We start from the raw sequence: 13,346 nt of genomic DNA, 5'->3' as shown, positions 1-13,346 counted from the left end.
TACCTTCGGACTCTGTTTCATCCCCACAGCATCCTTCTTCCTATCAATCTGATAATCCCCATCCTATTCCAGAGGCTCCGCTTTCCTTGATGGGAACACGTTTAACCATGTCTTCGGAACATCCCGTTTCGACTTATCTTTCCCTGAGAGCGGAAAGCAACTATTCGATAGGACAGCAGTTATTGCACTACCAGAAACTTGCAGGATGGAGAAAAGGATCAGAAGGCGAAAATTTTATACATGGAACATTAAAATTTACGGCACCTTCAGCATGGAGCGCCGGATTGGGCAAATCGGGGGATTATGCCTACAAGAAACTAAGCAAGGACAAGGGGATGATTATTCTTCAAGGGTATGATGGCCCAGATGCCCCCAATCTTCATATCCTTCTCCACTTCACAACTCCCGATTCGGGAATGGCCGTTTATACGGACGGAGAAGAAAAACTGATCGGCAACGTCATGTTCATGCTGGAAACCGATAAGCCGCATCTCCGGAAGAAGGAACTTCCCGAAGTCAATTCCCTCCTTTTTCCCGATCTGGAAGATTCCAGCCAGGTTTCATCCAATCCTCCCCAATCCATTGTAGGAAAAACTCTGCAATTCAGTGCGGATCATATCCAATACCATTTGACGGAAGGAAAAACGGGATTGCCTGCTAACGAAGAACAACTTTTCATTGAGAAGAAATTGCAGGAATCCAATCAATTGAAGGACTGGCTGCAAGGAGCCTATCTTTCCATGAAAGGAGCAGTACTTTTTGTTTCTCCATACACATGCGAGTATCAAAATCAAGTAGGCAGCTACATTTACAAGATCATTGATAATCGGAACGCAATCGTAGAGTTTTCCGATCTTGAGAACAAAAAGGGGGAATCTTACTTCCTTCTTCATTTCACAAAGCCCAGTGCAGGCATCGCCACTCAATATGACGGAGGGGACAGAATCTTGAGGAATATAGAATTTAAATTTCTAGATGCTCGGGAAACCGGATCCGACAAAGGAATCATGCCTCAGTCTTTTTTTGAAAAGGTCATGAAATCCGAAGAATAATTTTGTCTCCAAGATCATCCGGGAACAGCAACTACCGGAACAACAAGGAAAGTTATTTTCTTAGAGAGAAATTTGTACAAACCAATTTTGCGAATGGCGCGCAGAATTCTCGTTTCTCTCCAAGAGTGAAAGAAGTACATAGCCTCGCGCGTATTAACGAGGAACATATCGGTATCATCCATTCAAGGAAACACATTTCCAAGATACCATTTTAGAATATCAGAATTTTATTCCATGCTAGAAGCACAAATCTCTACGGCTGCATTTGCGGATACAAAAAAGCATTACAATATTCTTGATGGGTTACGCGGGGTGGCGGCCATCACGGTCGTATGGTTCCATATATTCGAAGCTTTTGCCACCAGCCATGTCGACCAAAGAATCAACCATGGTTATCTGGCTGTCGACTTCTTCTTTATCTTGTCAGGATTCGTGGTCGGCTATGCTTATGATGATCGCTGGGGAAAAATGGGGATCAAGGAATTCCTCAAGCGCAGAGTCATACGCCTGCATCCGATGGTTGTCATGGGCGCCGTCATCGGAGCAATCATGTTCTATTTCCAGGGGTGTTCCGTATGGGACGTATCGGTAGTAAGCATTACGGCTCTGTTCATCGCTACATTTGTGAATACATTACTGATCCCTGCAACTCCTAGGACGGAAATTCGAGGATTGGGGGAAATGTATCCTTTGAACGGCCCAAGCTGGTCTCTGTTTTTCGAATACATAGGCAATATCCTCTATGCCCTGTTCATCCGCAAGCTTTCGACCAGAAATCTATCCTTGCTGGTTTTCGTTGCCGGATGTGGTTTGGCAACGTTTGCAATACTGGGACCTTACGGCGACATATGCGCCGGGTTCTCTCTAAACGGGACGGATTTTACCGGAGGATTCCTGCGGCTCATGTTTTCCTTCTCTGCGGGATTACTTCTCATCCGGCTCTTCAAACCTATTCACATTAAAGGAGCATTTTGGATCTGCAGCCTGGCTATCGTCGCCCTCCTGTCCGTTCCACGTATAGGCGGAGAAGAACATCTGTGGATGAACGGTGTGTATGATACCGCATGCTTCGCCGTCTTTTTCCCCATTCTCGTCTATCTCGGTGCCTCGGGCAAGACAACCGACAACTTTACGAGGCAAATATGCAACTTCCTGGGAAATATATCCTACCCTCTGTATATGGTACACTACCCTTTTATCTACCTGTATTATGCATGGGTAAAGAACGGAAATCTTACCTTCAGAGAATCGTTGCCCGGTGCGGTAGCAGTTGTAATCGGGAGCATCGTTTTAGCCTATGTCTGCTTAAGATGGTACGATATGCCTGTTCGAAAATACTTAACAGACAGATTCCTGAAGAAAAAAATCAGCGCAAAAAACTAACTCAGTATTGCTTCTTTGATGCGTTACTTGCATCCAGCCGCCCTAAGATTGGTTATTGACAACAATCCGTCATCCTTCAGGATTATGTGATCCGTCTTAGAATTTCCGTGCAAAAAAACGGCAGGACAATGAAGCTCTTGGGATAGATTCTCACGGACATACTAGAGGAGTTTCTCGTTGTCACGAGCTGGATGTTTCCCTCCTTTTCGTTCCTGGATATATCGTTCGAATCAGGCCTCCGTGATGGATCGCTATATCCATTAGTCTATGACATGCAATAAGAAGAGTAACTCAAGAACAATTAAGGAAAAGAAGATTCAGCAAAAAACCTACGGATGCAGGAATTTGGTCAACTATCGTCTCCGAGGTATATCCTCAAAAACAACGGTTTCCCCCCATTTTGACGTTGGATCAAGCTGCCTTAGACACGAAAAACCCTGCAAGCCGAAAGCTTGCAGGGTTTTTCAAATGGTTACGGGAACAGGATTTGAACCTGTGACCTTCAGGTTATGAGATTGAAGTATTTATTGAATTTCATAGAATTTTTATAAACGACTTACGTTTTGACTTACTTTTTCTGAAGCGTTTGTTACTATACCTTCATGGAAGGAGAATCGCTCATCCCGAACAAGCACGGTGGTCTTTACATCAAGGAAACCACTATCAACACCCGGGGCAAGAAGAGTCTTATGTTCCGGGTCAAAGGATGGTCTCTTAATGGGAAACCACAAGTCAAAACATTCGCAAACCGTAAAGATGCCGAAACGTTCAAGGCTAGAAAACAGGTTGAACTCATCAATGAGTCCGTCCCAATTCGTACAGTATTTACACCATTAACGGACGAACAACTTCAGGAAGCTCAGGCATGTATTCAACGTCTTCAACCCAATTTTACACTTACGGAAGCTGTCAATTTTTTCCTTGAGCAATACTCTCCCATTTTACTTGAAGGAGGTATTCTTCTCGATGATGCCATTAGGAAATTTCTTGAAAGAAAAAAAGAATCCGAGGCAATTCGCGCCAGATCACTCATGCAACTCAAGTCGACCTTATCGTTGTTTTGTGAATGGATCTACTTATCTTCACAAGAGGTCGCAATCAAGAGGCAGATGGAGCAAGTTCGTTACCAGCTTAAGGACGAGAACGCGCCATCTCTTCAAGCAGTGATCCGTCTTGCCTGTAAAACTCTGCCTGAAGAAAAAGCCCAACATTTCCTGTCTCTCGCGGCTCAATTGTCTCCACATGGCAGTATCCACCACCTAACGAGTATCGCAGATCGCCAGCTTCAAGCAGTTTTGATGGAACAATATGAAAACCTTATTTCCAAGAGAAGGATCGATCTTGAAGACTGGATTCATGAATGCCGAGCCCAACTACCTAATATGAAGGATATTCATGTTCATTATATTAAAACAGAACACGTTATAGATTTTTTAAACTCTGTCCGAAGTAAGTCAGGAACAAAGGCATCCCCTAAGACATTCAATAACTACCGAGCGGATTTGCATTCTTTCTTCGAATTGTCAGTACGAGAAGGCTGGTGCTCAACGAATCCTGTTACACCGATTTCGAAAAAAACAGTGACTAGAGGACGTCCAGCTATTCTTCTTCCTCAACAATGCCGGGAACTGATGGCTTATGTTGAGAACTACGATAATGGGAAGCTTTGTCGCTACTTCGCATTAGCTCTGTTCGCCGGTCTGCGTACGGGGCCAAGCGGAGAACTGCATAAACTTGCCCAGCGAGCAGAGGAATTGATCGACCTGAAGAATGGCATCATTCACATCCCGCCCGAAGTTGCCAAGACACACACGTATCGACAAGTCAAAATCCAGCCTAATCTCAGGAGATGGCTTGAGCGATACACCGGGCCGATTCTTCCGTCCAATCATGATCGTCTTATCAAGCATATCAGGAGACATTTTTCCCTTTCCCACGATCAGCTTCGGCATACTTTCTTCAGCGCGTGGGTCAGTGCGTTCCATTCCGTGGGCTCGGCCGCTATCGTCGGAGGCAACACGGAAGCTATTGTTAAACGCCACTATTTGAATCAGTTAACGGAAACAGATGGTATGGATATTTGGAGCATTGCCCCAACACATTAAATAACGGAAAAACTATTTTTAAATTATTTTTGTCAAACGCACGCTTGTGCGGAAATTAGGGGACATGGTTACCAATGAGAGCCATTCCCACGAAAAAAGCATTCCCCCTTCCAGAGTTCTGGTCGGGGCTGAAGAATGCATCCGCATTGTGTTTCCGACGCAGTCGCGTCCGCACAAGCGAACCTTCCTGGAATGGAAGGCAAGACGTCTGATTCCATTCTACAAGATTGGCAGACGGATTTTCTTTGATCCTGAAGAAGTAAGAACAGCTCTGGATCGTCATTTCCGTATCACAGACAAATGAAACAAATAAACCATCAACACACAATGAAGAATAATCATTCCGCATCATCTCATCAGTCTTTCCGTGATGGCCTTTTTCCGAGCCAAACAGAAATAACAGACATCTCCGCCGCACTCTGTGGCAGAGCACAAAACCTCGGCAGTTGCCTTGGTATCCCGTTCATCCCGCAGATAACCATCGACAAGCTAGAAGTCGTCATCGCCCTTCGATTCCCGGTTATCCAGGATACCGAAGGCATCTACGATCACATGAAAGCCCTTGCACGTAAAGCCAGCGGTTGTCGGACCTACGATCCTACCCGTAGTCTCCTTCACGGAGAAACGACTCCGAAAGGATTTCATGAAGACCTGGAACCGCCAAGGAATCCAGAATTCAGACGGATTCGAAAAGCCAAAACCTCCATGCACATTCAATGTTGCAAGCAGAACCGTAGCTTCTCTCCGTTGGTTAGCCCCATGCTCCCGGGACAGTTTGCCGGGTTCTGGCCTACTAATAGCAAAACAAGACTGCCTCAGATGCTCCATACTTGTCGGCATATCCAACTGGATTGGGTTAAAGAGATTCCTGTCGACAATTATTTCTCTCCCCGGACGTACCTCGAAGCAATCTTCGTTCTGGATATAAATGTCAACAGAGCTTTGGCCAATCATTCATTCCTGACGCAGCCAAGCCTCAGTGACGAGCAGATAGCAACGGCGTTCTTCCCTAATCCGAAAGTCAAGCAATCTACGGTCGACAATTTCTGTGATCCTAAACTTTCTCAGGAAGACATCATTCAGGCCCTGAAAAACACGATTCATGTCCAGATGTCCGTGCTATACGCCGATCTTGTACGAGCTCTTGCCGAAGTCCCGGACTTCCCTTTATTCAAAGCTCCTGCTTCAACATGGCAACAAGCCTTTGGTTGGGCACAATTAACCTACGCTGAGATAGATCGCCACCTCAAAGTCGATGATGCTCCACGTACTGCGCGAGCCATGGAGGGTTCTTTCAATGTAGCCGTACGAAAATTCCGAAGGCGCAATCACGCTCAAGAGCAGGAAGGCAATTTAAGGGAACCTGCCTATGATAAGGATGGCGTATCATTCGGGAGTGTTCTTCGGCAAGGCAGCAAAGGCCGGCAGGTTGCCAATGCCGCAGCCAAGGTCTACTCAAAAAGTAATAGGTTTATTCGGATCGAGCTAAAACTCAATAGATCTGAAGGCCTTACCAACGATATGCCTAAGGGATTGTCTAAAAGCATTATCACCTTTCTCCCGGAAGGCCTTGCCGATCTCGTCTTGAGAGTAGCCTTCTATTCTCAAAAAACTTTCGACAAGTTAATCAAAAATATGCCGGACATCAAAACTCCGAGGATGGAAGAACTTGTTGCCTTCTTTCAACGGCTCCGAGCAGAAGTCTCCAAGGAAAAGGATAAAGCCATTGTGGAACGTATCATATCCAGACTGGAATTCCACGTCTGTCTGAATATGGCCCTCATCGACGATCACGAAATGGCCAAAATGTTACGACGACTGAAAAAAAGAGGATTTTTCATTAGCAAAGGAACTTCATCTGCTCCTCGATATTTGCCAAACATCAACAAAATCCATTCGTGTTAAACGCATAATTTCTTAATCCCCCGGAAGGCTATGCCTTCCGGGGCAAGCAGCGAGCATACGCCTCAATGGTTCAATGCTACGATACGGGTTACATAGTTACAGCCGAGCGAAGCGAAGGCTGTAACTATGTGGACGTAAGGAGCAAGGCGAAACCGGTTGAATCGATGGAGAGGCGGCTCGCTGCGCCCCGAATGGCATTTTTCTTAAAAAACGCCGTCCAACCTTCCATTTACATTCAGGAAAGTCCGAAAGGCATATAACGGGGGAATTCTCGTTCCAGCTCTTCCGGTACCGTGATCCTGAAATCAGAAACGTACGTTCCCGGTGTTTGCAGAGAATATATGCTGTTCGACAGGGCTTTCCGGACAACCGAGTCCCGGGTACAAGCCCATGCCCAATCCTGCGACACCTTGGAGGCAAGGTAGAAGAACCAGCGCTTGACCTTTTCCCTCTGGCAGCATTCCAGGACCCGCCCCAGATCATCCATGTCCATTTCTTCCAGTTGCTCCATGGCCCGGATGATAATACGGCAATCATCAAGATTCCCGATCATGTCAATGCTCTCAAGCAATGCCCGGGCAGGAGTAGACCAGTACAGTCCGTCACGTTCGATGATACCGCAGCATTCATCAAAAAAGTATTCGTCGTTGAATATTCTGCATGGAACTGTCTGAATCCGCCCCGAATAATTAAAAGCATTCGGATACTTTCCTGCTTCCCGGTGATCAAACAATTGTATTCGTTCCGGTTTAGGCGCCCCGAGCAGAAGGTGCAGAATGGTTCGTCCACCTATGTGGCAACTCTGCGATTCTTTCTGGAATGTTTTCAGCGCTTCATACAGACAGAGAGGAACGTGACGAGCCCAAACTCCGTACCCGTAATGGACAAGAACACCTTCTTTCCCGGCACGGGTCAGATCCTGGTTGGTAAAGCCTCGCTGCCTGAGTTCCTTCGTCGTCATCACGGCATGGACAGGTAGCTGGTTCATTTTCTGCATTTTCGTCATCTTCATTATTGTTCGTGGTTGGAGGTGAGGGGAACCGGTTCCCGGGGGATGTCGTTCATGTTGCGGTTCAGGGCTTCCGCTTTGTTCCGGGCAAGTTGTTCCAGCTCCTGCTTCATCGTATCCCCGAGGCTGATCAGTTGACCAAATCCATCGGGCTTGACCTGATGCGCTGCATTGACGGCGACCTGTCTGATGACAGGACCCAGGGGATGCCGGGAGCTGTTAGCTATGCCCATTCCGGTTGCCATGGCAGCCCGTTCCAGCATGTCCCGGCAGATCCTGTCCGTTTTCTCGGTATTGTTTCCCTGGGCATAGGGGCTGGTCATTTGCAGCCCGGCAAGGAAGGCCGTCTGCCTGACGGTGCTGTTGAATCCAGTCCGGAGAAGCAATTCCCTGCTGCCCGCCGCGTCGAAATAATCGGGACGCAGTTCGTCGATCCTTCCATTGGGGTAGACAATGCCGGAGAGGTAGGTTTGTTCATCCCGGCGATCCCTGACATTGAAGAAGAGTTCTTCGTGAGCACGAACAATCTCCTGGGAGATGCCGCTGATGCGACTGATTTCATCGTAATCGCATCCGTCATTCAGGAGGAGGGCGTGAATAAGATTGCGTGCCCCTGCTGCCATCTCGCCTGAAAGAGCGATGGCTTCCATCAGGACGGCATTGTTTTCTTTACCCATGAGGAGTTTGATTGTTCTGCGTATTGTCTGTTCCTTGAACCAGGCAGGAGGCATGAGTTCTTCCCGGGCATATGACCTGGCGATGATCCAGCCGGCATCGGGACGTTTCAGCAAGGTCTGAATCCTCCTGATTTTGTTCGCCATCTCCGAAGGGATGACCCGGAGAACGGGATCATCACTATCCGGGAGAAGCCATGTATCGGGATGAGGAACCAGTGGGGCGATTCTTTCGATGATTGCGCGTTTCATGAAGGAATTTTAAATTCCACGCCTACAAAAAGCAACACATTGATATTCAGCTTGAACACAAAGGATTTTTCATGACTGACAGCTAAAAAACAGCCCGACTTCATCATGAAGAAGAGCTGCTGAATGGCGGCCTTATCCGTCCCTGGCTTCCAGCGTCCTGACGATCGCCTCGGCTCCCCGTTTGTACACGGTCACGGCTAACAGTTCTCCGTCGCGGAAGACAGCCCAGAAGCGGGTGCCCTTGTACTTCTCAATCGTCAGCATCAGGCAACTCCTCCTTTCCGGGATGATGGCGGGACTCGAGCAGATGTCTCAGTACGGCTCCGATATTGGCTTCATACATGTCCCTTGTATGTTTATTACAGGCTATGGCATACAGGCACCGTGCATCAAGGATGTCGATGCTTTCACCACAGAGCCGGATACAGCTTTCCAGGACATCCAGTTCCGTCTCCGGAATCGGCGAATCCAGCAGGATGCTTTCGTCTTCGTCCAGAGACTTCTGCTGTTCTTCCGTCAATTCCGGGAGGTTCACCAGAGCCGTCATGGACGGCCCGTGAATCGTCAATTTGCTTAATCTCAGTGAGGGATCATGCTGATGCCTGCCGTAAAGCGACACCGCCTTTTCGATCCGGTCCAACAGTTCTGTGTCCAATTCCAGATACACATACGGGGCGTCCGTATCGTATCCGCTCGTGGAACGCAGTTGCGCGATGATGGGCATCGTCTTCATGTCTCGTTCCTTTCCTGTCGGGGTTACTTGCGGAAGAAGGCGATAACGCCCAGGATCAACAGCACGGCAAGCAGGTAGGGAGCCACCGCCACCATGGCCGACAGGATGCCGACTACGACTGGCCCCAGCAGACACAGCAGTACGAGCGTCACCAGAGCAATGAGGAGGTCTTTCATGTTCATGGCTATGCTGATGCGTGAGCTCTTGTCCGGGATGATCGACGAGTCGGAACGATAGCGGCCACCCATTGCTTGAGCGCCTGCCGTCCGGCATAGGTAATCAGCCAGCAGTCGGGACGAAGCAGGAATTCTTCTTCCTTCGTACGGATGATGAACTCCCTGCCTGCCAAACCACGGATGGCATGCCTGACGCTCTCCTGTTCGATGCCATGGCATTCTGCCATGATTTCCTCGTCACTGCGTTCAAAGTCGCCGTGAAGGTACAGAAGAATGGATAGTTCCAGTCCGGTCAGGGACGGAGTCCGTCTCATACGTCTCAAGCTCAGATGATGTTTTCTTTTCATGGTCGTCTCAGGTCAGTTGTTCAGGGTGTAGCTGTCGGCCAGATCCCAGAGCTCCCGGTTCAGGCGCGTATTGCCGTCAATACCGTTGAGCGCCCGCAGGGAACGGCGGCGATAAGCACCTTCCTTCTGTGGCTTCAAGGGAACGCCTCCCCGGATCAGGTTTTCCTGAACCCGGTTGAAGCACTGCCAGACGGTAGCCGGGCCTCCCGCCGTAAAGCCGATATCGTTCCAGCGCCGGGGGGACAGGAGGGCTTCAGGACGTATCCTGTCTTCGTAGTCGTCTCCCATTCGCAGCCGGGCCGCTTCATGAACGAAGTCCGCCTGCCGCTTGTAGGGGAGTTCCACTCCCTGCATGCGGCGAATGTCGTCCATGATACGGGGCGTTTCGGAGGCCAGCCGGAGACTGGCCGCAATCACATCCTCCCCGGTATGTCCCATGTGACGGATGTTGATGGCGGCAATACGAGCCCCGACAATCAGACCATTAGTGCAGACCAGCCGGAAAATCCCGGCCATGAGCTGGTAGGAGCAGCTGCCGTTGTGACTGTTGATCATGACCACTTCGATGCGCTGCTCACGGTTGTGTTCCAGCACGTCCCGGTGGGCGAAGCGAATCAGGTGCTTGCGGGTGGGAGTGCCGTCAGGTTTTCGTGTGCGTTGTTCCTGGGCTCCAACGACGAGGAACCCGGCTTCTTCCATCTGGTCGAGTAGGGAGTCGGAAGAGACGAAGCGATATTTCTTCGAACGGCTGTCGTCCTCGCGGTCGGCAAAGACGGAGGGTGCGACACGCCGGACCTGGTTTCTATCCAGCGGGCTGTTGTCGCGGTTGCGATAGAGTTCGTGGGTGAATGTTTGATTATTCATATTCATTGATGATTGATTTGTTGCAACAAAAAGCCCACCTCCCGGAACAAGGCCGGGAGGTGGGCACAGGAAGGAAGCAGAGAAGCTGCTTCCTCAGGGATATATGACGCGGGGAGAGAGGGATTTTCAGATGAATGGCTCCATCCGAAAGACAGGCTTATTCAATCGTATAGCCTCTTTTGTGATAATGGTCATACATCTCATTCTATTTCCTCTTGCTCGGAATTAGGACTAGGCAAAAAGGAATATTCCTATAAATTAATCGCAGAAATTATGGCCAAAAATTCTTCCATTGAATGGACTCATCATACTTTCAATCCGTGGTGGGGTTGTACAAAAGTATCTCCTGCCTGTGCCAATTGTTACGCTGAAACTTGGGCCAAACGTGTCGGGTGTGATATTTGGGGGGCTAATGCCAAAAGACGGTTTTTCGGAGATAAACACTGGCATGAACCTGTCTTATGGGATAAAGCATCGAAAGTAAAAGGAATCAGACATCGAGTCTTTTGCGCTTCGATGTCTGATATTTTCGAACCCCGTTCTGAACTTTCGCCTTGGCGTGATAAATTATGGGAACTAATCCTAAAAACGCCTAATCTTGATTGGTTGTTGCTAACCAAGCATCCCGATCAAATCCAATATTTCTGTCCTTGGGTAAATAATTGGCCAGATAATGTATGGCTAGGTACTACCGTAGAAAATCAAGAATACGCCAATAAACGTATTCCACATCTATTACAACATTCAGCTAAAATACGTTTCTTAAGTTGTGAGCCTCTTCTAGGGCCCTTGGACATTACTTCATGGCAAAACGGCATTGATTGGGTTATTACAGGTGGTGAAAGTGGGCCAAAAGCACGTCCTATGCACCCGGATTGGGTCAGAAAACTTCGTGACCAATGCCAAGTTGCTGATATTCCGTTCCATTTCAAACAATGGGGACATTGGGCTCCTGAAGAAACTCTCACCGATATTCAAAAACGTCATACCGTGGAGTTACTTGGGCAGAGGATGGTAGGTCTTGGTAAAAAACGCGCAGGGAGAGAGCTAGATGGAGATGAATGGAATGGTTTTCCATATCGGCGTATTGTCACATGTTAATTATTTATATAAGTCATGGATAATAACGACTCCTTTAATTGGAAAAATGGGTATCCTGTTTTAGAAAAGCATAGTCAAAAGAAACTAGATTTACTTCATGGGTATCTTGTTTCATATCTCACTATATTACTTAAAAATATTCGAGGGAAACAAGAACAGGAAGTTACTTTCATTGACGGTTTTGCTGGAGGTGGTTTGTATAAAGGCGGAGAGCTAGGCTCTCCGTTTGTTTTTTTTAATGCCGTAAAAGAAGCCAATGCTATAATTAATCAGGAACGGAAAAGTAGTCTGACCATAAAACCAACATACTATTTTATAGAAAAAAATAAAGATCACTATAATCTTCTAAAAGAAAATTTGGCTAAATATGGATATACTGGCCTCGAAATTAAAATTAGAAATTCAAGTTTTTCTCAAAGTGTTGATGAAATTATTTCTGACATCAATCGCCGTCATCCACGAGGAGGTAATAGAACTATCTTTTTTCTAGACCAATGTGGTTATAGTCAAGTTCCTGCTACATTAATAAAAAGCATACATAATCGGTTGTATCGACGTGCCGAATTTATCATTAATTTTTCAAGTACATGGCTTGCTGATTTTTTCTCGGAAAAAAACAAATTACCTTTTGAAAAGAGTCTCCAATCAATTGGTATTGAGCCTTGTGTAAATATCGATGAATTTCTCGCATTGTGCAAGACGACTAAAGACTGGCGTTATCCTGTAGAAGCCCGCATAGCAACGGCATACCATTATGCTACAGGTATTAAATATTTTTCTCCCTTTTACATCATGCCGGAAAATAATCACCGTGGTTATTTGCTCATACATTTAGCTGATAGTAGTCGAGCACGCTATGCCATGGTTGGAGAACATTGGAAAGAACAGAACGGTTCTCGGCATTTTGGCAATTGTGGACTTGATATCTTTGCATATAGACCTCAAGCTGATGCAGATTTATACGAGGAAGGTCTTTTATTCACAGAAAAAAACAAAGATTTATGTCAAATAACCCTTCATGACGATCTTGGTAAATACATTCGTGACCATCATCAAGATGGTATTCAATTATCAAAATTACTTGACGATGTAGCAAATACAACTATAGCCGACCATGATATGATCTTAAAATCATTAAGAGTTCTAAAAACAGAAAAAGTAATCTCCTGTCCTCCCTATTCTCGATCATCATTTAGGTTAAACGACACGATTATTCCTTCTCTCCAAACCTATTTCTCTTTTAAATAACTCCGCCTGTCGTTTCCAGATATCAATTATCTAAAAAGAAGCCGGCCTTACGGCAGGCTTCTGAATGATTTCTGTACTACCTCTTTGCACCACCCGGAACATTCCTTCCTGTACTGGCACCAGGAACATTGCATCCCGGGCTGGGGATGGAAACGCTCGGAAGTGATGCCTTCGCAGGCGATCCTGTACAGGTCGGCGATGCGTTGCTTGCGTTGTTTGTTGGCTGGTGGGATCTTGACACGGATCATCTGAGGCGTCTTCGTTTTGACCAAGTAGATCAGATCCAGTGACGGAGGCGTGTCTCCCGTGTCTTCTTCGATCATCATCTGGTAGGTGACCAGCTGGAGTTCGTGGTCAAAGGCTGCATGGCCGGCATCCGGCTTGGCAGTAGCGGTTTTGTAGTCCACTGCCGTCAGGTCGTGCTGAATTTTCAGGAAATAAAAAACTACGGCGACAACTATATCGTGCGTCCTCATTCAGGAAACTTCGGTGTACGT

Annotated in this window: 15 protein-coding genes; 7 read left to right on the top strand and 8 right to left on the bottom strand. The window is 47.2% G+C overall.

What is annotated here, in order from left to right:
• Nucleotides 1-107: 107 nt before the first annotated feature.
• The 5 genes from QET93_RS04445 to QET93_RS04425 all read left to right on the top strand — a co-directional run bounded on the left by QET93_RS04445 (nt 108) and on the right by QET93_RS04425 (nt 6,445).
• Nucleotides 108-1,052: a hypothetical protein gene (locus tag QET93_RS04445; RefSeq protein ID WP_280132710.1), complete on the top strand. Its 945-nt coding sequence runs from the start codon at nt 108-110 to the stop codon at nt 1,050-1,052.
• Nucleotides 1,053-1,286: 234 nt separating this feature from the next.
• Nucleotides 1,287-2,435 carry an acyltransferase gene (locus QET93_RS04440; RefSeq protein ID WP_280132709.1) on the top strand — a complete coding sequence of 383 codons (1,149 nt, stop codon included), beginning with the start codon at nt 1,287-1,289 and terminating at the stop codon, nt 2,433-2,435.
• 602 nt (nt 2,436-3,037) lie between these two features.
• Complete coding sequence (locus QET93_RS04435; protein ID WP_280132708.1) at nt 3,038-4,540, top strand: hypothetical protein; 1,503 nt, start codon at nt 3,038-3,040, stop codon at nt 4,538-4,540.
• 64 nt (nt 4,541-4,604) lie between these two features.
• Nucleotides 4,605-4,844, top strand: coding sequence for a hypothetical protein (locus QET93_RS04430; protein ID WP_280132707.1), 240 nt, complete (start codon nt 4,605-4,607; stop codon nt 4,842-4,844).
• A 455-nt stretch (nt 4,845-5,299) separates the two neighbouring features.
• Nucleotides 5,300-6,445: a hypothetical protein gene (locus QET93_RS04425; RefSeq protein WP_280132706.1), complete on the top strand. Its 1,146-nt coding sequence runs from the start codon at nt 5,300-5,302 to the stop codon at nt 6,443-6,445.
• Nucleotides 6,446-6,680: 235 nt separating this feature from the next.
• Here QET93_RS04425 and QET93_RS04420 read toward each other — a convergent pair whose 3' ends face one another.
• The 7 genes from QET93_RS04420 to QET93_RS04390 all read right to left on the bottom strand — a co-directional run bounded on the left by QET93_RS04420 (nt 6,681) and on the right by QET93_RS04390 (nt 10,500).
• Nucleotides 6,681-7,451, bottom strand: coding sequence for a type IV toxin-antitoxin system AbiEi family antitoxin domain-containing protein (locus tag QET93_RS04420; RefSeq protein ID WP_322190122.1), 771 nt, complete (start codon nt 7,449-7,451; stop codon nt 6,681-6,683).
• A gap of 5 nt (nt 7,452-7,456) precedes the next feature.
• A complete protein-coding gene (locus QET93_RS04415; protein ID WP_280132704.1) occupies nt 7,457-8,380 on the bottom strand; it encodes a hypothetical protein in 924 nt (307 codons plus the stop codon).
• Between the two features lie 132 nt (nt 8,381-8,512).
• On the bottom strand, nt 8,513-8,644 hold the full coding sequence (locus tag QET93_RS04410; protein WP_256151000.1) for a hypothetical protein: 132 nt from the start codon (nt 8,642-8,644) through the stop codon (nt 8,513-8,515).
• Nucleotides 8,631-9,113: a hypothetical protein gene (locus tag QET93_RS04405; protein ID WP_280132703.1), complete on the bottom strand. Its 483-nt coding sequence runs from the start codon at nt 9,111-9,113 to the stop codon at nt 8,631-8,633. The genes QET93_RS04410 and QET93_RS04405 overlap by 14 nt, the downstream gene beginning before the upstream one ends.
• Nucleotides 9,114-9,136: 23 nt before the next feature.
• Nucleotides 9,137-9,289 carry a hypothetical protein gene (locus QET93_RS04400; RefSeq protein WP_322190121.1) on the bottom strand — a complete coding sequence of 51 codons (153 nt, stop codon included), beginning with the start codon at nt 9,287-9,289 and terminating at the stop codon, nt 9,137-9,139.
• An 8-nt stretch (nt 9,290-9,297) separates the two neighbouring features.
• Nucleotides 9,298-9,603: a hypothetical protein gene (locus QET93_RS04395; RefSeq protein ID WP_322190120.1), complete on the bottom strand. Its 306-nt coding sequence runs from the start codon at nt 9,601-9,603 to the stop codon at nt 9,298-9,300.
• Between the two features lie 45 nt (nt 9,604-9,648).
• Nucleotides 9,649-10,500, bottom strand: a complete 852-nt coding sequence (locus QET93_RS04390; RefSeq protein ID WP_280132700.1) for a DUF932 domain-containing protein — start codon at nt 10,498-10,500, stop codon at nt 9,649-9,651.
• 273 nt (nt 10,501-10,773) lie between these two features.
• On the opposite strand from QET93_RS04390, the gene QET93_RS04385 reads away from it, so the two are divergent.
• The gene (locus QET93_RS04385; protein ID WP_280132699.1) at nt 10,774-11,601 is read left to right on the top strand and encodes a phage Gp37/Gp68 family protein; all 828 of its coding nucleotides are present in this window, start codon (nt 10,774-10,776) and stop codon (nt 11,599-11,601) included.
• 15 nt (nt 11,602-11,616) lie between these two features.
• Entirely contained in the window at nt 11,617-12,849 is a 1,233-nt protein-coding gene (locus QET93_RS04380; protein WP_280132698.1) for a three-Cys-motif partner protein TcmP, read from the top strand.
• Between the two features lie 47 nt (nt 12,850-12,896).
• Here QET93_RS04380 and QET93_RS04375 read toward each other — a convergent pair whose 3' ends face one another.
• Nucleotides 12,897-13,325 (bottom strand): PD-(D/E)XK nuclease family protein, encoded by a 429-nt coding sequence (locus QET93_RS04375; RefSeq protein ID WP_280132697.1) that lies wholly within the window; start codon nt 13,323-13,325, stop codon nt 12,897-12,899.
• Between the last annotated feature and the right edge of the window lie 21 nt (nt 13,326-13,346).

Origin of the sequence: Akkermansia sp. N21116, from assembly GCF_029854705.2 — a bacterium.
Classification (GTDB): Bacteria; Verrucomicrobiota; Verrucomicrobiia; order Verrucomicrobiales; family Akkermansiaceae; genus Akkermansia.
The sequence above is the reverse complement of the archived record's forward strand: the minus strand, read 5'-3'. Positions and strand labels throughout refer to the sequence as shown.

Bases quoted from the DNA above. Each gene is read 5' to 3' on its own strand.
- QET93_RS04375 (WP_280132697.1), bottom strand. From the start codon at position 13,325: ATGAGGACGCACGATATAGTTGTCGCCGTAGTTTTTTATTTCCTGAAA.
- QET93_RS04445 (WP_280132710.1), top strand. From the start codon at position 108: ATGTCTTCGGAACATCCCGTTTCGACTTATCTTTCCCTGAGAGCGGAA.
- QET93_RS04395 (WP_322190120.1), bottom strand. From the start codon at position 9,603: ATGAGACGGACTCCGTCCCTGACCGGACTGGAACTATCCATTCTTCTG.
- QET93_RS04415 (WP_280132704.1), bottom strand. From the start codon at position 8,380: ATGAAACGCGCAATCATCGAAAGAATCGCCCCACTGGTTCCTCATCCC.
- QET93_RS04380 (WP_280132698.1), top strand. From the start codon at position 11,617: ATGGATAATAACGACTCCTTTAATTGGAAAAATGGGTATCCTGTTTTA.
- QET93_RS04425 (WP_280132706.1), top strand. From the start codon at position 5,300: ATGCTCCCGGGACAGTTTGCCGGGTTCTGGCCTACTAATAGCAAAACA.
- QET93_RS04430 (WP_280132707.1), top strand. From the start codon at position 4,605: ATGGTTACCAATGAGAGCCATTCCCACGAAAAAAGCATTCCCCCTTCC.
- QET93_RS04435 (WP_280132708.1), top strand. From the start codon at position 3,038: ATGGAAGGAGAATCGCTCATCCCGAACAAGCACGGTGGTCTTTACATC.
- QET93_RS04405 (WP_280132703.1), bottom strand. From the start codon at position 9,113: ATGAAGACGATGCCCATCATCGCGCAACTGCGTTCCACGAGCGGATAC.
- QET93_RS04420 (WP_322190122.1), bottom strand. From the start codon at position 7,451: ATGACGAAAATGCAGAAAATGAACCAGCTACCTGTCCATGCCGTGATG.
- QET93_RS04390 (WP_280132700.1), bottom strand. From the start codon at position 10,500: ATGAATAATCAAACATTCACCCACGAACTCTATCGCAACCGCGACAAC.
- QET93_RS04385 (WP_280132699.1), top strand. From the start codon at position 10,774: ATGGCCAAAAATTCTTCCATTGAATGGACTCATCATACTTTCAATCCG.
- QET93_RS04410 (WP_256151000.1), bottom strand. From the start codon at position 8,644: ATGCTGACGATTGAGAAGTACAAGGGCACCCGCTTCTGGGCTGTCTTC.
- QET93_RS04440 (WP_280132709.1), top strand. From the start codon at position 1,287: ATGCTAGAAGCACAAATCTCTACGGCTGCATTTGCGGATACAAAAAAG.
- QET93_RS04400 (WP_322190121.1), bottom strand. From the start codon at position 9,289: ATGAAAGACCTCCTCATTGCTCTGGTGACGCTCGTACTGCTGTGTCTG.